A 20,841-nucleotide genomic window follows, 5' to 3' on the forward strand; every position below is an offset into this window, starting at 1 on the left:
GGAAAGGGTATCATTGATTTGAATGGAACTTTTTCCAATGTGTGAATTTTTTTTATAGAAAAAGGAGCATATTAATACCAGTACAGGAGGGAATAACAAATGCAAACTGGAACAGTTAAATGGTTCAACGCTGAGAAAGGCTTCGGTTTTATCGAAGTTGAAGGCGGAAGCGATGTATTCGTACACTTCAGCGCAATCACTGGCGAAGGCTTCAAAACTTTGGACGAAGGCCAAAAAGTTGAGTTCAACATCGTTGAAGGCAACCGCGGTCCTCAAGCTGAGAACGTAGTTAAAGTTTACTAAGCATAAGAACTGCTCTTAACGAGGTTAAGGGCGGTTTTTGTTTCATTATGTGAGAACGGTGACTTCTGCTAACGCAGAGCCGGCCGTTCTTTCTTGTCAAGATCGAAGATGAAGATGAGGAGGCAGTAAGCATGTACCGACGTCAAGTAACAGAGGCAATTCCTGAAGAGAACACCAAGGTATGGTCTTGCAGCAGTGATGACTGCAATGGATGGATGCGCAGTGATTTTACGTTTGAGCATGATCCCGCCTGTCCGTTATGTTCATCCAAGATGGTTTTGGAGACGCGGATGCTGCCCTTGCTGCAGAATACAACCGGTGATTTCAAGGCCGGCAAGAAAGAAACAACAGCAACAACCGAAGAGAAGTAAACGATGCAGCACCGGCTTTCCGGCCAACCGGAGAACCGGTGTTTTTTGTACAGGATTCGCCTGCAGCATGAAGAGGCACATCAAGAGATGCACCTCTGTCATGCTCCAGCTATAAGTAGGAGGTTGTAATCCTGAATTTAATTAATTGGTGTTTTTATACACTCGTACATAGTCAACCAGCATTTGCGATGGAAATGGCGTCGAGTTATCAGGAGCTCCAGGCCAGCTGCCTCCAACAGCCATGTTCAGCAGCAGGAAGAAAGGCTTCTGGAATTCCTCTGTATTGCCTGTTCCATTCTCGATATAAAATTCGTTAAACAATTGACCATCGACAAACCAGCGGATATACTTGGCGTCCCACTCGATGCTGTAGACATGATATTGAGAGAAATCCAGGCTCCCGGATGTGCGACCATAGTCAGCGTGCCCGCCTGCATCCCAATGGACCGTACCATTCACGTAGGAGTTGTTGTTGACCCGTTCCATAATATCAATTTCTCCGCTCTTCGGCCAGCCTACACTATTGATGTTGCTGCCCAGCATCCAGAAGGCCGGCCATAACCCTTGACCGGAGGGCAGCTTAATGCGCGCTTCCACTTTGCCGTAGGTAAAGTTCTGCAGTCCCTGTGTCTTGATCCGGGCAGAAGTATAATTCATGCCGCCATAAGGCTCCTTGCGAGCGGTGATAACCAGGTTTCCTCCGGTTACCTGCAGATTCTGGGTACGGTCGGTATAGTATTGGAGTTCATGATTGCCCCATCCGCTGCTGCCCGTTCCGATCTCCGCAGTCCAGTTGGACCGGTTCAACGAGGTTCCGTTAAATTCGTCACTCCATACCAGGTTCCAATTTGGAGCTGCACTCGCAGGCTGGCCGGGGAACATAACCGTCAGAAGGCCAAGCAGCGCAGCTGCACATAATCCTCTTCTAAATTTCATGTATTCTTCCTCCTTAGCAATAGGGTGCAGCATTCCATCGTCTATTTCACAGAACTTCCTTCATTTGATCAGCACAGCTTGTAAAAAGGGCTTCACCTCCCTAATCATGAGCGGTTGAAAGCGAATGGAAGCAGAGACATCGATCATAGGTCAGATAATATAGAGCGCTTACAAACGTAGTATAAGGAGAAAAAATGGGGTGAAAAATATAAAAATATAAATAATTGGATCATAAATTTAGCTTGAGGTTCTTCATTGCCAGGATCTTCTCGTCCTCCCGCTAGGATCGGTATTTGAAAGGAGGCAGTTGCCAGCCTATCAGCTGCTGTGATATTATGGAACAAATTTGTAAAAGGAGGTGAAGGTAAGTGAATTCTCAGAAGGTGAACGACCGTATTAGCCAGCTTCCAATCGCTATGGCTGGCATTGTTCATGCTTTTGCCGACAACGGGAGAAGTCTGTCCATTTTTGATTATACGGTTACACCACATGCGAGAAGACGCCTACCTTAATCTCAACGGATCTATGTATGTTCCGGAGGGTCGCAGGCTTGTTGCCGCGGCTCTTTTTTGCGTTCATAAGGCCGGGTCTTCTCGACAAAGAGGAGCGAGCGACAAGATGATTATTGTTAACGGTCAACATATTAGAAAATACCACGCAGCCAACCTGATTTTGGATCAGGTGAGCTTTGAAGTCCATGAAGGGGAGCGCATCGGATTGATCGGCCGCAACGGAAGCGGCAAGTCAACGCTGCTGCAGCTGATTGCCCGGCATACCCAGCCAGACGAAGGGATGCTGACCGTCAAGAAGGATATCCAGGTCGGATACTTGCCGCAGATTCCGGCTGAATTTGATGAAGGTACAGTGCATGAGGCGCTCGCCTGCGGATTCCGCCATTTGGCGGTATGCCGGGAAGAAATGACAGGGCTTGAGCAGCAGATGGCGGATCCGGCAGCTGCCGGTGATGCAGACGCGCTGAATTCCATACTGGATGCATATGCCCGTCTGCAGGAACAATTCGAGCGGGAGGGCGGCTATGAGATGGATGCCCGGATTGACCAGATTGCCGACGGCCTGCAAATTCCGAAGGCTTCTTATGCTCAGCCGTTCCGGCATCTGTCCGGCGGAGAGAAGACGCGGATTGCGCTGGCTTCACAGCTCATTCAGCAGCCTGAGCTGCTGCTGCTGGACGAACCGACGAACCATCTCGATCTGAAGGGAATGGAGTGGCTGGAGCACTTTCTTCAGTCCTATACCGGAGCTTGTCTCATCGTCTCGCATGACCGCTACTTCCTGGATCGGGTAGTGTCGCGCATCATGGAGCTGGAAGATGGGGAGGCTCATCACTACCCAACGAATTACAGCGGGTACCTCCGAGAGAAAGAAGAACGTCTGCTGCAGCAGTTTGCGGATTACCAGGAGCAGCAGAAGGTCATCCGCAAGATGAAGGAAACCATCCGTCAGCTGGAAGAATGGGGACGTATCGGCTCCAACGAGAAGTTCTTCAAGCGCGCAGCCTCCATGCGCAAGGCGCTGGAGCGGATGGAGCAGGTGAAGAAGCCGGTGCTGGAGCGGCGCAGTGCAGACTTCAATATGAGCCCGCTGGACCGGTCCGGACGCCGAGTGCTGTCCTTCGAGCAGCTGTATAAGACCTTCGGAGAGCGTATGATTTTAAGCGGGGCGGAAGGTCATCTGCAATACGGCGAGAAGGTGGTTCTGCTTGGGGATAACGGTTCAGGCAAAACGACGCTCTTCAAGCTTATCCTTGGCGAAGAGCAGGCAGATGGCGGCGAGCTGCAGCTGGGCACGAGACTGGACATCGGGTATCTGGCCCAGCAGGCCCCCGCTGCTGACGGCACGATGACCGTCCTTGAGTATTACCGCACGGAAGCAGGCATGGAGGAAGGCGAAGCCCGCGGGGTGCTGGCCCGTTACCTGTTCTATGGTGCCGATGTATTCAAGCGGGTTGGCCAGCTGTCCGGAGGCGAGTGGTCCCGGCTTCGTCTGGCTCTGCTGGTAAGGCGGAAGCCGAACCTGCTGCTGTTGGATGAGCCGACGAACCATCTCGACATCGCCTCGCGCGAAGCGCTGGAAGAGGCGCTGGAGGAGTTCCCGGGCACGATCCTCGCCATCTCGCACGACCGGTATTTCATGAACCGGCTGGCCCAGCGGGTGTGGGAACTGGAGGGCGGCAGGGTGCATTCCTATCTCGGCAATTTCGACGAGTATAGGGAGCAGCGGCGGCGTCGTGCTGCCGTCGCTGCTGCGGCCGGACCGTCCACCGGCGGTCCGGACAGCCGGCGGGCCGCAGAGCCGAGCTCGGCCGCCGGCAGGGGCAGCGGTGCCGCCCGCCAGGCGGCACCCGTGAGCGCCCCGCGCCCGTCAGCCGGGCGCTTGCGCGAGCAGCTCGAGCGGCGGATGGCCGCGCTCGAGGCGGAGCTGGCTGCAGCCGATTATGAGCTGCAGCGGCTCAGCAGCGCCGGCGAAGCGGCGGCGCTCCTGCAGGCGCAGTGGGAGGCCCGCGAGGCGCTGCAGCAGGAGCTGGACCGGCTGCTGGAGGAGTGGATGGAGCTGGAATAGATCATTCCGGCGCACGCGCTCTGCAGTTTCCAGGGACTGCCTTGCCACAGCCTCCCGTTAGTGCTTCAATAAAGAGACGACATCATAAGACTCCCGGCCATCTGGACCGGCTGAGAGGAGCAGACTGAATGGGGGAAGCAAGGCATGACAGCACGCAAAGTAATAATTGATACGGATACCGCCGGCGATGATACGATCGCGATTCTGACGGCACTGCATTATTTCCAGGTAGAGGGCATCATGATCACGGGGGGCAACGTCCAGTTTGATCAGGAAGTGGAGAATGCACTCTACACGATTCAGGTCGCCGGTCATGGCGGCAAGGTACCTGTGTATAAAGGCTGCGAGCGGCCGTTCCTGGCCCTGGGCAGCCAGCAGCACCGCACGGTGGAAGATGTACACGGATCGGACGGCATGGGCGGAGCGAATTTCCCGCAAGCCATTCAGCGTCCGGAGGAAGGACACGCGGTGGATTTTCTTATCCGCAGGATTCACGAGGAGCCCGGCCAGATTTCGCTGCTTGCCATTGCACCGTTAACCAACATTGCTATGGCGATCCAGAAGGACCCTTCAATTATCCCGCTCATTCCACATATCTACATTATGGGCGGTACGAACAATGCGCTGGGCAATATTACACCTGCGGCAGAGTATAACTTCTGGGTGGATCCAGAAGCGGCCCGTATCGTTCTGCACTCCGGTATCCCGCTGACGATGGTCGGCTGGGAGATGTGTACACGCTATTCGGTGATGGATGACAACGATCATGCGGATATCGAGCAGCTGGGAACAGCCGGGGCACGCTTTTTCCGGGATATTAACAAGGTCGTCATGCAGTTCAACAAGGAAGTACATCGACTGCCCGGCACGACGCATCCGGATACCCTGCTGATGGCCGTAGCGGCGAACGAAGAACTGATGACCCAATCCGGCATGTATCACGTGGACGTGGAGACAGCAGGTGAACTGACACGTGGCTACAGTCTGGTTGATATCAATAATCGGTTGGAGCGTACGCGTAATGTGCGGGTATGTGAGGCTGTGGACCGTGATCAGTTTAAGTCCATGCTGCTCGAGGTATTGAAGGCCATCAACTAAAAATAGAACACATACAGACAAGTCTGCTTTCGGCAGGCTTGTCTTTTTTTCGTTACCGGACCGTAACCTGTCTGCTGGGATTTCTATGTATAATAAAACAGAGAATGGAATTTAAAGTGCAGTTGAACATGGGAATGAATGTAAGGGAGGACGAAACATGAGACGAAACAGGCTGACTGCTGCTGTAATGGCGGCCGTGCTGGCAGCTGGAATGATTGCGGGCGCGCCGAAGGCAGCCGATGCGGCGTCAAACATCAAGCTGATTGTAGATGGTGAGCAGGCGAAGACACAAGCGGCACCTTTTATTAAAAATAACCGGGTATATGTCCCGATCAGAGTGGTGGAGGAATATTACCCCATCTCGTTAAAATGGAACAATCAGACCAAGAAGCTGAACCTGACGAGCAAGGATGGATCTGTGTATACCCTGGCTGCAGGCAGCTCCGTTATTCGTAATGGACAGGCCCCGTACAGCACACTGACGGCTCCTGCCGTCCTGCACCAGGGACGATTGTATGTGACACTGGATGCTTTCAACAGCCTGACAGGAGCTGGCGCATTACTGGATAAGACACGTAACGTGATAACGATTGATTCAGGAGATGTGACCACCACGGTAAGAGTACCGAAAGAGCCGATTGCCACTGCTGCGGGACAAGCCAATGTGAAGCTGTATGCGGCATTGAAGAATACAAGTCGTTACGAGGGCATGATCCTTGAAGTGAATGGCAGGCGGCATACGTTTGACTGGAAAGCGCCAGTGTTCGGATCGTATCCCGTCCAACTGTATTACAGTGACGTGAACGGGGATGGGAAGCGTGAAGCAGTCGTTATCTGGACACTGGGTTATGGAACCGGAATGTACCAGGATGAGGTGCGCGTAGTGAACCCGGAGGATTGGACGGTAGTGAAGGTAGCTCCGGCGGAGAGCGAAGCCAACCGGCTGGTGAAATCAAGCGCGGTGCAGGAGGGGAAAGATATCAGCATTACGGTGAACTGGCAGGGGAAAACGCCGGGACAGGTGAAGCTGATCTACCCGGATCGTGAACGGAATACGGTGATGGATCACTTGGGCTTTGGAGGCGTTGTGCGTTACGCCGTCAAGAACGGCAAACTGGCAGCCACTGCTGCGGGGAGTATTGGGAATACTGAATATGTCGGAGATCTGACGCTTCGCTACGGCAGGGGCGGGCAGGGACTGCAGGCGACATCTACAGCCTTCGAGGCCTATCCGGAGTATACAGACATCCCTGATAAATAGAATACAGGCAGTCTCTAAATAAAAAACGTCTCCACCTTTGGTGCAGGCGTTTTTTGCCTTGGAGCAGCGTCCGAAGTGCTTGTCGTTTGCGGTCGAGAGATGCCATATGCTGTCGGAGGATGGCTTCAACGGCGTTTCTTCTTCGATCCGTCTGGGTAAATTTCTAATAATAAATAATAATAGCTGCAGCATAAGATTGGAGCGACTTCATCCGTGGAGCTGGAAACATGCTGTAGGTTGGTTGAGAACCTGCAGGGGAGACCGTTTTGCAAGGTGTTTATGTAAGCCGTTACAGAAAACGTTTTAGGGGGTTGTGAGGGATGATTCGATTAGGTAAATGGGGCAAAGCAATCACCATCTGCCTCACAGCAGCACTGCTGCTGAGTGCCTGCGGACGGCAGGACGAGACAGCTGATGGCAAGGTGAAGATCGAGTTCTTCCAGAACAAACCGGAGGCCAAAGGGTCCTTCGACAAATTGATTGCCAAATTCAATGAACAGCATCCGGATGTTCAGGTGACCCAGGTTAATCCGCCGGACGCTGAGACGGTGCTGCTCACCCGGGTCGTCAAGAATGACATTCCCGATGTGATCGGTATGGGTGCAACAGATACATATTCCATTCTGGCTCAAAGCGGAATTTTTGCTGACTTCGAGGGTACTCCGCTGCTGAGCAACATAGATGATAACTATGTCAAAATGCTGCAGGACGTTGCTGGTACCGAGGGAGTCAATGGTGTCCCTTATGCTACCAATGCCAACGGCATTATGTATAACAAAACGCTGTTCAAGCAGATGGGTCTAACGGTACCCAAGACATGGGATGAGCTGATTGCCACAGCCCGGAAAATCAAGGAAGCCGGTAAAATTCCATTTTATTTCACGTATAAGGATGACTGGCAGACAAACCTTCCGTTTAATGCCCTGGGACCGAATCTGGTCGGTATCGATTTCTTCCTGCAGCGCCGGGAGAATCAGGTGACATTCCAGGAGAAATACCGCGAAGTGGCGGAGAAGCAGCTGGAACTGATGAAGTATGGCCATAACGACAATTTTGGTAAAGCTTATTCGGATGGCAACCGTGCTTTTGCGAATGGAGACGCCTTTATGTATATCCAGGGTACCTGGGCCATTCCGGAGATCCGCAAAGCGAACCCGGATGTACAGATCGGCTTCTTCCCGTTCCCGGCCAGCAATGATGCGGCCAATAACAAGCTGATTAACGGGGTGGATACCCTCCTGACCATTTCGTCAGAGACACCGCACAAGAAGGAAGCTGAGGAATTTATCGCATTCCTGACGGAACCGGAGAATATCGGGCAGTACATCAAGGAACAGACCCTGTTCTCCGCCGTTAAGGGTGTGAAGCAGGATGACCCGGCCGTGGCCGAGCTGCAGCCGTATCTGCAGCAGGGTAAAGTCATTGATTTTGCCGACCACTACATTCCTGCTGCTGTGCAGCTGAACTCGATCGTACAGTCGTTTCTGCAGAACGGGGATATTGACAGCTATCTCAAAACGCTTGACCGCGAGTGGGACAAGGTGGCCGACCGCCGTTAACCTGGTGGGGAGACGGGGCTGTTCATAAACTATAATTACTTACAGCGGGGGCCGGCTGCAGCCGGTATCCCTGATGTTCCAAGAAGGAGGAAGAACCATGAATAAGCGTCTTACGGCCTTCTACTGGATGACCGTACCTGCCGTTATACTGTTCTTTGTGTTCATGACGCTGCCTGCGCTGCAGGGGATTTACTATTCGTTTACGAACTGGAATGGCTTCGGTAAAAATTATGATTTTGTCGGGATCAAAAACTATATCAATCTGTTCAAGGATAACAATGTGGGCAATGCCTACTGGTTTACGTTTAAGCTGGCGATTGTGGTGACTCTTCTGACGAATGTCCTCAGTCTGATCATCGCGCTTGGTCTGAATGCCAAGATCAAGTTCCGCAACTTTTTTCGCGGTATTTATTTCCTGCCGAATATTCTGAGCGTCCTGATCGTCGGTTACATATTCAACTACCTGTTCTCTAACGTGTTTACGATTTGGGGACAAAAGCTGGGGATCGATTCCCTGTCGACGAACATTCTGGGCAGCGAGGGCCTGGCCTGGATCGGGGTAGCCATCGTCATGATCTGGCAGAGCATTGCGCTCAATACGATTCTGTACCTAGCTGGTCTGCAGACCATTCCTACCAGTCTCTACGAAGCCTCCAATCTGGACGGTGCCAGCCGCTGGCGGGAGTTCTGGAGCATTACGTTCCCCCTGATCGCGCCGTTCTTTACGATTAACATGGTGCTTGCGATGAAGAACTCCCTGATGGTGTTCGACCAGATCGTAGCCTTGACCAACGGAGGTCCGGGGCGTGCGACGCAATCCATTTCTCACCTGATCTATACCGGCGGATTCCAAGGCGGAGAGTTCGCGTATCAGTCCGCGAACTCGGTCATTTATTTTATCGTGATCGCTGTCATTTCGATCCTGCAGCTTAAATTTTTACAGAAAAGAGAGGTGGACATGTGATGAGAAGCCGCACACGTACCAACTGGCCAGTACTCGTGCTGGTTACGCTCGGCACCCTTTTCATTCTGTTCCCTTTGTATATGACCATTACAATTGCGCTCAAAAATCCTGAACAGATGCGGCAATCGGTGTTCGCTTTTCCAACCGAATTCCACTGGGAGAATTTCAGTAATGCCATCAAAGTCACGAACTTCTTCCAGGCGCTGGGTAATAGTGTTCTTGTAACGGTCTGTACCGTAGTCCTGACGCTGTTGACAAACTCCCTTGTCGCTTATGCCATTTCACGTAATATGGACCGCAAGTTTTTCAAGGGGCTGTATTTCTATTTTATCAGTGCAATGTTCATCCCGTTTCCGATCATTATGCTGCCGATTGTCAAACTGACTTCTGCACTGCATATGACGAATTTGTGGGGGTTAATCCTGCTGCATACGGTGTATGGTCTGGCGTTTAATGTATTCGTGTATGTCGGTTATATCCGCTCTATTCCGGTAGCGCTCGAGGAAGCCGCGACCGTAGACGGAGCCACGACCTGGGGAACATTCTGGCGGATTATTTTCCCGCTGATGGCACCGATCAGTGCAACGGTCGGAATACTGACCTGCCTTGCCGCGTACAATGATTTCCTGCTGCCGCTGATTATTATCAGTGATCCGGAACGGTATACGCTGCCGCTGGTGCAGTATGTATTCCAGGGACAGTTCAATACCGACTTCAACCTGGCGTTTGCTTCGTATCTAATGGCACTCCTGCCGATGATTATTATTTACCTGTTCGCACAGAAGTGGATTATCAACGGTGTGACGCAGGGATCAGTCAAATAAATAGTTTGAGCGGCCGGGCTTTGACCCGGCCGCTTTTTAATATGCTCGGCCGGGGAGGTGGGGGAAGCTGCTTATTATACTCAGCATAATGTGGTGATTGATTAACACCAGGAACTGTGCTATTTTGTAGTCGTTAGTTTAACCAGTCAACAAAGAGCTGCTGACTCCCATAAATGTAAACGCTTTAATGATTGCTAGTATCAGCGGCTTGGCTCATTCTATCGTCACCTCGCTCCGTAGTCGGGTGGTCGTTTCTGTTGTATTTACTGTCCTGTTCGCCAGTCTGGTTACCTTTGCGATCACCCGCATGCGCTGGAAAGGGCAATCCCTGGTGCTGGGACTATTCATGGTGGGCCTGATGATTCCCGTGCATTCCACCCTGATCCCGCTGTTCAGCCTGTTCCTGAAGCTGCATCTGACAGATCATCCTTTGTCCGTCATCTTATCGTATATTGCCTTCAACATGCCGATTACGATTATGATCCTGCTGGGCTTCTATTACGCACTTCCACGGGAGGTTGAGGAAGCGGCTGTCATGGACGGCTGTTCAGTGAACCGGATCTTCTTCCAGATCGTTCTGCCGATGACCGCCTCGGTTATTGCTACGACGGCCATCATTAACATGATTTATGACTGGAATGAATTTATCTTCGTGAATACCTTTATCAGTGCTGACCACTTTAAAACCCTGACCGTAGGGGTTCAGAACTTTATCGGGCAGTATACGACGGACTGGGGAGCCATTGGCGCCACCCTGATGATCAGCATTCTGCCGATTCTGATTGCCTTTCTGATCCTGAGCAACCGCATCGTGGAAGGAATCGCGGCAGGCTCCGTGAAAGGATAAGTTAAAGTCAACCCTTCTCAAATCAGCACAAAAAGCCTCGCAGCATCTATCAAGTTGATAGATGCTGCGAGGCCTTTTTGTTCATAGACATCAAAAACGTACAGAGCCAAACGCTCCAAACGTTTGTATACTGGACTTGTAAGCGTATGAAATGAAAAGAAGGATATTTACTAATTTATGGGATTTCAAAAAACTTTCATTTTTTTTCACAGAAACTACTGCATTTTCAAACTGGCTGTGCTAACATACCCTAAGAATTACAGCCTACACGGAGAAAGGTGAGAGAATGACAGCTATATCCTCAACCAAAGAGTCCCTGCGGTCGGAAGCGAAGGAACTGAATCTGATTCGGCTGACCTGGCCTATTTTTCTGGAACTCTTCTTGTTTATGTTGATGGGGAGCGTGGATACGTTCATGCTCAGCTCGGTGTCCGATAATGCGGTATCCGGGGTCGGAGCGGCTAATCAAATTATTTCAATTGCAATCCTCGTACTGGAGGTGATCGGAAATGGCGCCGCTATTGTGGTTGCACAGTACATTGGTTCGAAGAAACTGAGTGAGGCGGCCCAGGTAACGGGTAACGCGATTACGCTGAACCTGATTGTAGGTCTGATCCTGAGCACAGGCTTCCTGCTGTTCGGGGGACATCTGCTGGACCTGCTGCATGTGCAGGGCACCATTTACGATTATGCCCAGTCTTATATAAGTATTGTCGGTGGCGGGATTTTCCTGCAGGCACTGATTAACGCGCTGGCTGCCACCATCCGGACCCATGGTTTTACGAAAGAAACGATGTATGTCTCTGTTCTGATGAACGTGATTCACGTTGTCGGGAACTACGCACTGATTTTTGGCCATTTCGGCCTGCCTAAGCTCGGTGTGGAGGGGGCAGCCATTTCGACGGTCGGAAGCCGCCTGATCTGCCTGCTTGTCTTCCTCTGGCTGCTGTACCGGGTCATGGAAGTCCGCGTGGAATTCAGCTATTATATCAATCTGTCCCGGAAATTCATCGGCAAAATCCTGCGTATCGGCATTCCGTCTGCGCTGGAATCGGTCGTCTATCAATCCTGCCAGCTGGTATTTACCCTGTATGTAACGTACCTGGGTGCAGAAGCGATGGCTACCCGGCAGTATGCTGGTAATATTTCAAGCTATATCTACCTGTTCAGCATGGCGATCGGGATGGGTACATCCATTATCGTTGGCCGGCTGGTGGGTGCTAGACGCAAGGAAGATGCATACAAACGGGTATTCAGCAGCGTGAAGTGGGCATTGGCAGCGACCATTGTTATTGACCTGATTATCATCCTGTTCCGTGTGCCGCTGATGAGCGTGTTCACGGATAATCCGCTTATCGTACAGATGGGCGCACAGGTCATTCTGCTCAGCATCCTGCTGGAGACCGGACGGACCTGCAATATCGTGATTATCGGATCCCTGCGAGCGGCAGGCGATGCGAAATTCCCGGTATACATGGGACTGATTTCTATGGTCTGCATGAGCCTGCCGCTGGGCTTCCTGCTGGTGTTCAAGCTTCATATGGGGCTTGCCGGTGTCTGGCTTGCTATTGCAGCAGACGAATGGACACGGGCAGTGATCATGTACTTCCGCTGGCGCAGCCGGGCTTGGGAGAAACATGAGCTTATCGAGACCGAAGAGCATCATGAACCTGCAGCTGCACCGGCACCTGCTCTATAACTATTACACAATGAAGCCGCAACTGACACAGTTGCGGCTTTTTTTAATGCCTGCTTATTCGGCCCATTTACGTAAAACAATGACAGCATTATGGCCGCCAAAGCCAAAGGAATTAGACATGCCGATGGAAAGGGAAGCAGGTCTGGCTATATTCGGCACATAATCCAGATCACAGTCCGGGTCCCGCGTATCCAGGTTAATCGTCGGCGGAATGAGCCCTTCCTGCATACTCTTGACGAGTGCAATAGCTTCGGCTCCGCCTGCAGCACCGAACATATGGCCCGTCATTGATTTATTAGCGGTTACCGGGACGCGGTAAGCGTCATCTCCAAACAGCTGCTTGATGGCCAAAGTCTCGGAGCGGTCCCCTGCTTCTGTACTGGTTGCATGCGCACTGATGACATCTATATCGCCGGGCTGAATTCCTGCGTCTGTCACTGCTGCCTTCATAGCGAGATAGGCCCCTCGGCCCTCGGGATGTGTTGCTACCATATGATAAGCATCTGAACTCGCCCCATAGCCAATGACTTCAGCGTAGATTTTGGCATCTCTGGCTTGGGCATGGGAGAGGGATTCCAGCACAAGGATTCCCGCGCCCTCGGCCATAACAAATCCGTCGCGGTCTGCATCAAAAGGGCGGCTGGCCCTGGCTGGCTCCCCATTGCGGGTAGAAAGCGCCGTAGCATTGCCGAAACTTGCAAGCGAAAGCTCTGTAATAGCCGCCTCAGTGCCACCAGCAAGAATCATATCAGCCGCACCCAGCTTGATAGCCCGATAGGCTTCGCCAATGGCCGTGTTGCCGATTGAGCAGGCGGTGACAGGCGACAGTGTGGCGCCCTGAAAGCCAAAGCGGATGCTGATCATGGCGGCTGCCATATTGGAGATCATCATGGGCACCAGAGTTGGACTGATCCTGCCGGGACCACGCTCCAGCAGTACCTGCTGCTGGTCCATCAGCGTCCGGATGCCGCCGATGCCTGAACCGACATAGACACCGGCCCGTTCCAGGTCGATGCGGTCCAGCTGAAGGGCGGCGTCCCCCACAGCCTGTTCAGCTGCTGCCATGGCGAACTGGCTGAACCGGTCCATCCGGCGCGCCTCCTTACGCCCGAAGCGGGCTTCCCCGTCAAAACCGTACACCCTTCCGGCAATCCGTGTCTGGTAAGCTGACGTTTCTGGTATATGAATAGGGCTATCCCGGGATTCACCAAGACGGGAAATACCGGATCGACCGGCAGCCAGCTGGTCCCAGAAGCCGTCAACCTGGTGACCTAACGGCGATATAATCCCCATTCCGGTAATAACTACACGTTCCATATATAAAGCCTCCTCATTTCGATATTCCTGAAGATATGTTCAAAGAGCAGGGCATGATCTCACTGCTGCCCTCTCATCTTGTCACGGGCATTATCCTATTACAAGTTGTAGATTATACTGGTATAATGACTACTACGATAAGCTGTGCAGAATGGAGGCAGGCTTCATGAACGAGCAGGAAAGGCGGAAAGTGCTGTCCCAGTTTCTCAAAAATCAGCGGGCCCGCATTACACCGCAGGAGGCCGGTCTTCCGGCAGGTACTAGAAGGCGGACACCGGGGCTTCGCCGGGAGGAGGTGGCACAGCTGGCGGGGGTAAGTACGACCTGGTATACCTGGCTGGAACAGGGCCGCGATATTCGGGTGTCCCAGTCCGTATTGGATCAGATCGCCCGTGCCCTGAGGCTGACCGTTGATGAACATAAATATCTGAATTCTCTCGCTTTCGATGTCAGCACGGTGGTCCGTACCCCTCTGGAAGAACCGCTGCAGATCAGCCCATCGCTGCAAAAAATACTGCTGGAGCTGAACAATTGTCCCACCATCATATCGGACCGAAGATGCCAAATCGTAGGCTGGAACGAAGCAGCCAGACGGGTGTTTCTGGATTTCGAAACCATTCCCCAGCAGGAACGGAATATGATATCGCTGTTGTTCATGCGTAAAGAGTTCCGGAGGCTGGCCGTCAATTGGGAGGACTTCGTCGGAGGGTTTCTGGCGATCTTCCGGGCTTATTACGGGCAGTATGTGGAGGACGAATGGTATAATCTCTTTCTGGAAGAGATGAAGGCAAGAGATAGCGACTTTAACCGGCTGTGGGAACAGGCCAAGGTAAGCTCCGCCCCGGAAGTGGTCATCGAATTTCGTCATGCGAAGGCCGGCAAAATGCTGTTCGAGCTGACCTCGCTTCAAGTGCACGGGGGCAGTGATCTGCGCTGCAGTATCTATACACCGGTTCCTGATTCGATGACAGAGCATAAACTGATGCAGCTTATGGCCCGCAACGGAGTTCCTGCTCCAGACGGATCGTTATAGAGGCATGTTTCAGACTTGCTTTGTGAAGGTATATATAATATACTGTTAGTAACTGCATACGCACGGCTAAAGAAACATGGAGGAGCTCTGTCACCAAGGGCCCTCCATGTTTTTTTGTGCGTATTTAGGCGTATTAAGGCAGATGATAATTTGAAAAGGGGAGATGGTATGACTTTTATCTGGACACTGGCCCTCATTCTGTTCTTCACGAAGGTGGCAGGCGACCTGTCCGTACGCCTTGGTCAACCTTCTGTACTGGGGAAGCTGCTAATCGGCATTATTCTGGGACCAGCAGTACTGGGATGGGTGCAAAATGATGAATTTGTGCACTATTTATCTGAAATCGGGGTGCTGCTGCTGATGTTCCTGGCAGGTCTGGAGACAGATCTGGATCAGTTAAAACGGAATTGGAAGTCTGCCTTCGCAGTAGCCATAGGCGGTATTATTCTTCCGTTTATCGGAGGGTATGGCGCGGCGGCTGCATTCGGGCTGGATACGAGCTTTGCGCTGTTCATGGGCGTCGTCTTCAGTGCGACATCTGTCAGTATTTCAGTACAAGTGCTTAAAGATATGGATCGACTGAACTCAAGGGAGGGTACAACGATTCTGGGCGCAGCCGTCGTGGACGACGTGCTGGTCGTCATTCTGCTTGCCGTCATGATGAGTCTGCTCGGTGGAGATACCGAGACCTCCATAGGGCTGCTGATTGGCAAAAAAGCGATTTTCTTCGTGGCTGTAGCAGCTGCAGGATGGCTGATCGTGCCATGGTTCATGAAGCTGCTGGGCAAGATGAAGGTGACCGAGCCGGTGGTTACTACTGCGCTGGTCGTCTGCCTGGGCTTCTCCTATTTTGCAGAGATCATGGGTATGGCAGGAATTATCGGTGCATTCGCAGCGGGTCTGGCGATTTCACAGACGGATGTACGTGACAAGGTAGAACACAAAATCGAACCGATCGCTTACGCCGTGTTTGTACCGGTCTTTTTTGTCAGTATCGGCCTGAATGTCTCTTTCGACGGAGTGCTGTCGCAGATCGGTTTTGTAGTTGTGCTGACACTGGCTGCCGTGGTCACGAAGCTGCTGGGAGGCGCACTGGGTGCCCGCCTGACCGGATTCAACACCCGTTCATCGTTCGCGATTGGATCAGGCATGATCTCGCGGGGCGAGGTGGCTCTGATTATCGCTGCTGCTGGTCTGGAATCCAAGCTGCTGGCACAGGAATATTTCACTTCTGTAGTCATTGCTGTTATTGTCACGACGCTGGTAGCACCGCCGCTGCTAAAAGCATTCCTGAGCCAAGGGAAGAAAGAGACTACGGATAACAAATGACTGCAGCAAGGAATCATAGATGACCATGAACCCCGCTCCTGGAGCGGGGTTTGGTTCGTAACCGAACTGTAACCCTAAAGTTACTAATAGATGAACATTTCTGCTAAACTAGAATTTATCGTTAAGGAAAAAATATCATCTTAGTGTGACTATAGAAAGGGCAGCATTATGATTCTGTACATGAAATTCATCTATTTCGACAGCCTGCCAGCAGGGCTGCAGCATGGATAAAAAAATATGGAATAAGAAGGTAATAAGGCCAAGACGCTATGTTCATGAACTGGACGGCCTGCGTGCTGTTGCCGTTATGACCGTTATCATCTATCATCTCAATCCGGATTGGCTGCCTGGGGGACTGCTTGGCGTAGGCATGTTCTTCACCCTATCCGGTTATCTGATCACTGATATTCTTGCAGGCCAACGGGAGGCGCGCGGCTGCTTCCTGATGCAGGACTTTTGGCTGCGCCGGGCAAGGCGGCTGCTGCCAGCCATGGTTACGATGGTGGCTGTCGTCAGCGTGTATGCGCTCCTCTTTGACCATTCCCGGCTGGCTTCGCTGGGCGGGGACGTTCCGGCAGCGCTGCTCTATATGAGTAACTGGTGGTTTGTTTTACATAAAGTGTCCTATTTTGAGAGCTTTGGACCGCCATCGCCGCTCGGGCATCTCTGGTCGCTGGCCGTAGAGGAGCAGTTCTACCTGTTCTGGCCGCTCGTCCTTGCGCTTGGTTTGAAGTTTATCCACGGTCGCCGGACACTGGCCAGCTGGCTGATGAGCCTGGCTGCCGCATCCGCGCTGCTCATGATTATGCTGTATAACCCGGATGCGGACCCGAGCCGGGTCTACTACGGAACGGATACCCGTCTGTTCGGGCTGCTCATTGGGGCTGCGCTTGCCGTAGTATGGCCAAGTGCCAAGCTCAAGAGCGGCGTTTCCAGGCAGGCTTCCAGACTGCTGAACGGCACAGGAGTCACCGCTCTTCTTCTGCTGGCCGCCGGCTGCTGGTACACAAACGAATATGATCCGTTCCTGTACCGGGGCGGTCTGGTGCTGTTCTCGCTGGTGACGGCCGTCCTTGTGGCAGTGTTGGTGCACCCGGCCTGCCGGCTGGGCTGGATGATGGCTGCGAAGCCGCTGCGCTGGATCGGAGAGCGTTCATATGGCCTTTACCTGTGGCATTATCCTGTAATTACATTGTCCACTCCTCAGATCGATACGAATGGAGTCTCCTGGCAGCGTGTAGTGCTTCAGGTTGGGCTCAGCCTGCTGCTCGCGGGGTTATCCTATCGATATCTCGAACAACCGATCCGCCGTGACGGGTTTGTTCCAACCTGGCGGCGGATGCGGTCAGCGACGGTCCGCAATCGTAAGTCTCTGTATGCAGGTAGTGCTGCTGCTGTCATCCTTATCACGGGAGCTGGCACTCTGCATCTTCTGACAGGTGGAAATGAGCAGGTGGGCCCAGCCCAAGCTGGTCCGGCGGTATCCGGCCAGAGCGAACAGAGCAGTCAGAGCGGCCAGGTGACAGCGAAGAATCCTGCGGCGGGCAAGACAAGCACGGCGTCCGCTCCGGGTGGTAAACTGCAGTTGCCTTCTACAGCAGGGCCCGCTTCCGGAAATCCTGCTCATGCTGGCGGCCAGCCGTCCAAACAGACGGCGTCTCCCCAGTCGGATTCGAAACCGCTGAAGAGCGGGGGGCAGGGGATTACGGTCATTGGCGATTCGGTTATGCTCGATGTCAAGGAAGATCTGGAGGAGGTGCTGCCGGATGCCGTCATTGACGGCAAGGTAGGACGACAGATGTCTGAGGCTCCTGGGGTGCTGGACCAGCTGAAGCAGCAGGGCCAGCTCGGCCAATATGTGGTCATAGAGCTAGGAACCAATGGTTCCTTTACAAGCCGGCAGCTGGACCGGCTGCTGGATTCGTTAAGCGGCGCCAAGAAGATTATATTCGTGAACACTAGAGTGGCGCGGCCTTGGGAGACGGCGGTGAACCGTTCCCTGAACCGGGCGGCGGCCAAGGACCCGCGTATTCAGGTGGTCGACTGGTTCTCCACGAGTGCAGGCAAGAATGCCTACTTTGCGGGTGACGGGGTGCACTTGAACCGAACGGGTGCGAAAGCTTACACAGCTATGCTGAGCCGTGCTCTTCGTGAAGTATCTTGATTGCCGGTCTTGCCGGTCTGAGCCATTATCTTATATTTACAGCCAAAAGGCACTGTATCCGCATTAGCCGGATACAGTGCCTTTTGTGTTATGGGTTGTTTATTGGCTGTCCTTTCGTCCACAGCCTGTCAGCTCCATACCGCGCCGCTTCAGGACGGCCAGGATCAGACTGGATGCGGCGAGAGTCACGAACAACCCGCCGGTTAAGCCTTTGGTGAAATCAGAAAGGGTTGGACTGGACAGGACAACGGGAAGGATGCATAACAAAGGAGCTGTCGCTGCAACCAGCGCCCAAGGGGAAGATTTTTTTCTCATTTACAGGACCTCCAGCAAATAGTAAACACCGGCTTATGGATGACTGAATCTTGTCATATATGAATCACTCGTTATTGTATTCCCGGTGCGGTTAACGGATTCCTCCTGTTCAGGAAGGTGAGGGATAACGGGATTCATGCTCCTTCTTCATCTGCTGATATTCCGGGTCTGACTTGGCCTCCTCCCACTTCTTCTTGAAAATGGCTGCCGCTTCGGCCTTAACCGGATCATTCTGATAGGGGAGTACAGAGCCGTCTTCAGCGTATTTGCGGCCTCCCTTGTGATTCGTGTAGCGGCGTGCGCGTGTATAGCCCATCTGCAGAAATTTGCGTGCCATATCCATGCCGACGAAGTCGCGCTGCTCCTTGTAATCCAGAAACATCCGGTAAATACGCTCCGAGGATTCGCGGGCAACCGGGGGTGTTTTGAAACGCCAATGCGGCAGAATTTCACTTTTGTAAGGCTCAACCAGCAGTACGCCCTGCTCTCCTTTGCCGACGCCATACCATTCAGGGTGCTGACGAAGGTTCAACTGCTTGTAGTCCAGATCATAATTAAATTTCTGTACCATGCCATCTTCTCCTTTGTGCGGAATTGTATTCGTTCATCGAAGGGGATTCAGGTTTAATACATGTATACCCGGAATAAACGGTGCGAAATAATCCGGTTTCCAAAATTTTGCTTCTGTACTGTCCGGGGATGTATAATCTGCCTGACAAATGAATGGGGGAGCGTGGCCAATGAGCGGCAAGACGAGAGGACAAGCATTTGTAGAGAGCCTTATGGATGGAAGAAACGTGTGGCTGCAGGGAGAACGAGTAGAGAATGTGGGCCTTCATCCGGCCTTTGAGGGAACGCTCTCAACCATTGGCAGATTGTTCGATATGCTGGATCATCCCGATCACCAGCAGAAGGTCGGTTATATACCGGAAGACGGCGGCCGGTATGCACACAGCTCGTTTCTGCTGCCGAGAGATGCGGCCCAGCTGGAGCAGCGACGGCATGCCTTTGCGGTATGGGCCGGGGATACATATGGAGCGATGAGCCGGTTATCCGATTATGCCAGATCGCGTGTAACAGGCTGGTATGGCGACCGGGAGGAGATCGGACGGGGCGTGCCCCACTTTGCCGGGAAAATGGAGAGCTATTACAGAGAAGCCCGGGACCGGGACCTCTTCATGACCACCGCGCTGCGAGATCCGCAGATCGACCGCTCCAAGGGACTGGAGGATGAGCATCTGGCGGAGCATGTACTGCATGTAGTAAGCGAGAATGAAGAAGGACTGGTCCTGCGCGGGGCCAAGATGATTGCAACCGGCGCCCCGTACTGTCACGATTTTCTCGTCTTCCCGTTCCACAAGGTAGCCGAAGATAAACCAGGACATGCCCATGCCATGATCGTACCGGCTAATCTGCCGGGGCTGCACATGGTATGCCGGGATTCGTTTGCCGCGGGGAACGATCGGGAACAGCCGCTCAGCGCGCGGTATGATGAGATGGATGCGGTGCTGATCTTTGACGATGTACTGGTTCCCTGGGAACGTGTGCTGATTCATCGTGATCCCGAGGCAGTATGGAGATTCCGCTGCAATCCGACAGCTAATGCCCTGGCCTTCCACCAGACGGTGGTACGGCTGCAGGCGAAGCTTGAATTTGTCGCGGGTCTTGCCATGGCGGTGGCCGAGGCAATCGGCGCGGAAGGGTTTCTGCATGTGCAAGAGAAGCTGGGCGAGCTGATGGTGCAGGTCGAGACGATTCAGGCGCTGCTTATTGCTTCAGAAGCGGGTGCATCCGGCAGCAGTGCCGGTATCTGGACCCCATCGCTGCGGCCGCTCGAGACCGCCCGCCTACTGGGGACGAAATATTACCCGCGGGCGTTGGAAGTGCTGCAGCTTATTGGTGCTGGCGGCTTCATCCAGGTCCCTTCGACCCTGGATGATCTGTATGGCCCGATCGGCGGGCTGATCGGCAAATATTACGGCGGTGCATCGGTCGCTGCCGAGGAGAAGGTCAAGCTGTTCAAGCTGGCATGGGATCTTCTTGGCAGTCCGTTCGGTTCACGGCATGAGCTGTATGAGCGATTTTATGCGGGGGATCCGCTGCGCGCGCAGGCAGGATTCTATACAGGGGCGGATAAGGCAAGCTGGACGCGGCCGGTGAAGGAGCTGCTCGCCGGCATGGATTCACCGAGATCTATGAATTTGGTATAGTGCCGAAATACGCATCCTGACGATGTTTCAG

At 53.0% G+C, this 20,841-nt stretch carries 17 protein-coding genes and 2 pseudogenes; 15 read left to right on the plus strand and 4 right to left on the minus strand.

Going from position 1 to position 20,841, the window contains the following annotated elements; genetic code table 11:
- The first annotated feature begins 99 nt into the window (after nt 1-99).
- Together Q5741_RS08035 and Q5741_RS08040 are read left to right on the plus strand one after the other, a co-directional pair.
- Complete coding sequence (locus Q5741_RS08035; RefSeq protein WP_305023557.1) at nt 100-303, plus strand: cold-shock protein; 204 nt, start codon at nt 100-102, stop codon at nt 301-303.
- A gap of 131 nt (nt 304-434) precedes the next feature.
- The gene (locus tag Q5741_RS08040) at nt 435-674 is read left to right on the plus strand and encodes a cold-shock protein (RefSeq protein WP_305023558.1); all 240 of its coding nucleotides are present in this window, start codon (nt 435-437) and stop codon (nt 672-674) included.
- A gap of 150 nt (nt 675-824) precedes the next feature.
- Here the strand turns inward: Q5741_RS08040 and Q5741_RS08045 are convergent.
- Nucleotides 825-1,610: pseudogene (locus Q5741_RS08045) on the minus strand (glycoside hydrolase family 16 protein); the annotation flags it as partial.
- A gap of 368 nt (nt 1,611-1,978) precedes the next feature.
- On the opposite strand from Q5741_RS08045, the gene Q5741_RS08050 reads away from it, so the two are divergent.
- The 9 genes and pseudogenes from Q5741_RS08050 (at nt 1,979) to Q5741_RS08090 (ending at nt 12,442) form a co-directional block, all read left to right on the plus strand.
- Nucleotides 1,979-2,122, plus strand: a complete 144-nt coding sequence (locus tag Q5741_RS08050) for an RAxF-45 family protein (RefSeq protein ID WP_305023559.1) — start codon at nt 1,979-1,981, stop codon at nt 2,120-2,122.
- Between the two features lie 106 nt (nt 2,123-2,228).
- Nucleotides 2,229-4,190 (plus strand): ribosomal protection-like ABC-F family protein, encoded by a 1,962-nt coding sequence (gene abc-f / locus Q5741_RS08055; protein ID WP_305023560.1) that lies wholly within the window; start codon nt 2,229-2,231, stop codon nt 4,188-4,190.
- A gap of 144 nt (nt 4,191-4,334) precedes the next feature.
- Entirely contained in the window at nt 4,335-5,288 is a 954-nt protein-coding gene (locus Q5741_RS08060) for a nucleoside hydrolase (RefSeq protein WP_305023561.1), read from the plus strand.
- Nucleotides 5,289-5,445: 157 nt separating this feature from the next.
- Nucleotides 5,446-6,549, plus strand: coding sequence for a stalk domain-containing protein (locus Q5741_RS08065; protein ID WP_305023562.1), 1,104 nt, complete (start codon nt 5,446-5,448; stop codon nt 6,547-6,549).
- A 320-nt stretch (nt 6,550-6,869) separates the two neighbouring features.
- Nucleotides 6,870-8,108: an ABC transporter substrate-binding protein gene (locus tag Q5741_RS08070; protein ID WP_305023563.1), complete on the plus strand. Its 1,239-nt coding sequence runs from the start codon at nt 6,870-6,872 to the stop codon at nt 8,106-8,108.
- A gap of 97 nt (nt 8,109-8,205) precedes the next feature.
- Nucleotides 8,206-9,072 (plus strand): carbohydrate ABC transporter permease, encoded by an 867-nt coding sequence (locus Q5741_RS08075; protein WP_305023564.1) that lies wholly within the window; start codon nt 8,206-8,208, stop codon nt 9,070-9,072.
- A complete protein-coding gene (locus tag Q5741_RS08080; protein ID WP_305023565.1) occupies nt 9,072-9,896 on the plus strand; it encodes a carbohydrate ABC transporter permease in 825 nt (274 codons plus the stop codon). Before Q5741_RS08075 ends, Q5741_RS08080 begins: the two co-directional genes overlap by 1 nt.
- Nucleotides 9,897-10,143: 247 nt before the next feature.
- Nucleotides 10,144-10,743: pseudogene (locus Q5741_RS08085) on the plus strand (carbohydrate ABC transporter permease); the annotation flags it as partial.
- A 286-nt stretch (nt 10,744-11,029) separates the two neighbouring features.
- Nucleotides 11,030-12,442, plus strand: coding sequence for an MATE family efflux transporter (locus tag Q5741_RS08090; protein ID WP_305023566.1), 1,413 nt, complete (start codon nt 11,030-11,032; stop codon nt 12,440-12,442).
- A gap of 54 nt (nt 12,443-12,496) precedes the next feature.
- Here the strand turns inward: Q5741_RS08090 and fabF are convergent, their stop codons facing one another.
- Nucleotides 12,497-13,759 (minus strand): beta-ketoacyl-ACP synthase II, encoded by a 1,263-nt coding sequence (fabF, locus tag Q5741_RS08095; protein WP_305023567.1) that lies wholly within the window; start codon nt 13,757-13,759, stop codon nt 12,497-12,499.
- Between the two features lie 166 nt (nt 13,760-13,925).
- On the opposite strand from fabF, the gene Q5741_RS08100 reads away from it, so the two are divergent.
- The 3 genes from Q5741_RS08100 (at nt 13,926) to Q5741_RS08110 (ending at nt 18,285) form a co-directional block, all read left to right on the plus strand.
- Complete coding sequence (locus tag Q5741_RS08100) at nt 13,926-14,792, plus strand: helix-turn-helix transcriptional regulator (protein WP_305023568.1); 867 nt, start codon at nt 13,926-13,928, stop codon at nt 14,790-14,792.
- A gap of 168 nt (nt 14,793-14,960) precedes the next feature.
- Complete coding sequence (locus tag Q5741_RS08105; protein WP_305023569.1) at nt 14,961-16,121, plus strand: cation:proton antiporter; 1,161 nt, start codon at nt 14,961-14,963, stop codon at nt 16,119-16,121.
- A gap of 223 nt (nt 16,122-16,344) precedes the next feature.
- Nucleotides 16,345-18,285 (plus strand): acyltransferase family protein, encoded by a 1,941-nt coding sequence (locus tag Q5741_RS08110; protein ID WP_305023570.1) that lies wholly within the window; start codon nt 16,345-16,347, stop codon nt 18,283-18,285.
- Nucleotides 18,286-18,384: 99 nt separating this feature from the next.
- Here Q5741_RS08110 and Q5741_RS08115 read toward each other — a convergent pair whose 3' ends face one another.
- Entirely contained in the window at nt 18,385-18,600 is a 216-nt protein-coding gene (locus Q5741_RS08115; RefSeq protein WP_305023571.1) for a hypothetical protein, read from the minus strand.
- A gap of 109 nt (nt 18,601-18,709) precedes the next feature.
- The gene (locus Q5741_RS08120; RefSeq protein ID WP_305023572.1) at nt 18,710-19,171 is read right to left on the minus strand and encodes a DUF4385 domain-containing protein; all 462 of its coding nucleotides are present in this window, start codon (nt 19,169-19,171) and stop codon (nt 18,710-18,712) included.
- A gap of 169 nt (nt 19,172-19,340) precedes the next feature.
- Here Q5741_RS08120 and Q5741_RS08125 point away from each other — a divergent pair, with 169 nt between their 5' ends.
- Nucleotides 19,341-20,810: a 4-hydroxyphenylacetate 3-hydroxylase family protein gene (locus Q5741_RS08125; RefSeq protein ID WP_305023573.1), complete on the plus strand. Its 1,470-nt coding sequence runs from the start codon at nt 19,341-19,343 to the stop codon at nt 20,808-20,810.
- The last annotated feature ends 31 nt before the right edge of the window (nt 20,811-20,841 follow it).

This window comes from Paenibacillus lacisoli (assembly GCF_030580655.1).
GTDB lineage: Bacteria > Bacillota > Bacilli > Paenibacillales > Paenibacillaceae > Paenibacillus > Paenibacillus lacisoli.

Bases quoted from the DNA above. Each gene is read 5' to 3' on its own strand.
- Q5741_RS08100 (WP_305023568.1), top strand. From the start codon at position 13,926: ATGAACGAGCAGGAAAGGCGGAAAGTGCTGTCCCAGTTTCTCAAAAAT.
- Q5741_RS08110 (WP_305023570.1), top strand. From the start codon at position 16,345: ATGGATAAAAAAATATGGAATAAGAAGGTAATAAGGCCAAGACGCTAT.
- Q5741_RS08125 (WP_305023573.1), top strand. From the start codon at position 19,341: ATGAGCGGCAAGACGAGAGGACAAGCATTTGTAGAGAGCCTTATGGAT.
- Q5741_RS08040 (WP_305023558.1), top strand. From the start codon at position 435: ATGTACCGACGTCAAGTAACAGAGGCAATTCCTGAAGAGAACACCAAG.
- abc-f (WP_305023560.1), top strand. From the start codon at position 2,229: ATGATTATTGTTAACGGTCAACATATTAGAAAATACCACGCAGCCAAC.
- Q5741_RS08035 (WP_305023557.1), top strand. From the start codon at position 100: ATGCAAACTGGAACAGTTAAATGGTTCAACGCTGAGAAAGGCTTCGGT.
- Q5741_RS08115 (WP_305023571.1), bottom strand. From the start codon at position 18,600: ATGAGAAAAAAATCTTCCCCTTGGGCGCTGGTTGCAGCGACAGCTCCT.
- Q5741_RS08120 (WP_305023572.1), bottom strand. From the start codon at position 19,171: ATGGTACAGAAATTTAATTATGATCTGGACTACAAGCAGTTGAACCTT.
- fabF (WP_305023567.1), bottom strand. From the start codon at position 13,759: ATGGAACGTGTAGTTATTACCGGAATGGGGATTATATCGCCGTTAGGT.
- Q5741_RS08070 (WP_305023563.1), top strand. From the start codon at position 6,870: ATGATTCGATTAGGTAAATGGGGCAAAGCAATCACCATCTGCCTCACA.
- Q5741_RS08060 (WP_305023561.1), top strand. From the start codon at position 4,335: ATGACAGCACGCAAAGTAATAATTGATACGGATACCGCCGGCGATGAT.
- Q5741_RS08080 (WP_305023565.1), top strand. From the start codon at position 9,072: ATGAGAAGCCGCACACGTACCAACTGGCCAGTACTCGTGCTGGTTACG.
- Q5741_RS08075 (WP_305023564.1), top strand. From the start codon at position 8,206: ATGAATAAGCGTCTTACGGCCTTCTACTGGATGACCGTACCTGCCGTT.
- Q5741_RS08090 (WP_305023566.1), top strand. From the start codon at position 11,030: ATGACAGCTATATCCTCAACCAAAGAGTCCCTGCGGTCGGAAGCGAAG.
- Q5741_RS08105 (WP_305023569.1), top strand. From the start codon at position 14,961: ATGACTTTTATCTGGACACTGGCCCTCATTCTGTTCTTCACGAAGGTG.
- Q5741_RS08065 (WP_305023562.1), top strand. From the start codon at position 5,446: ATGAGACGAAACAGGCTGACTGCTGCTGTAATGGCGGCCGTGCTGGCA.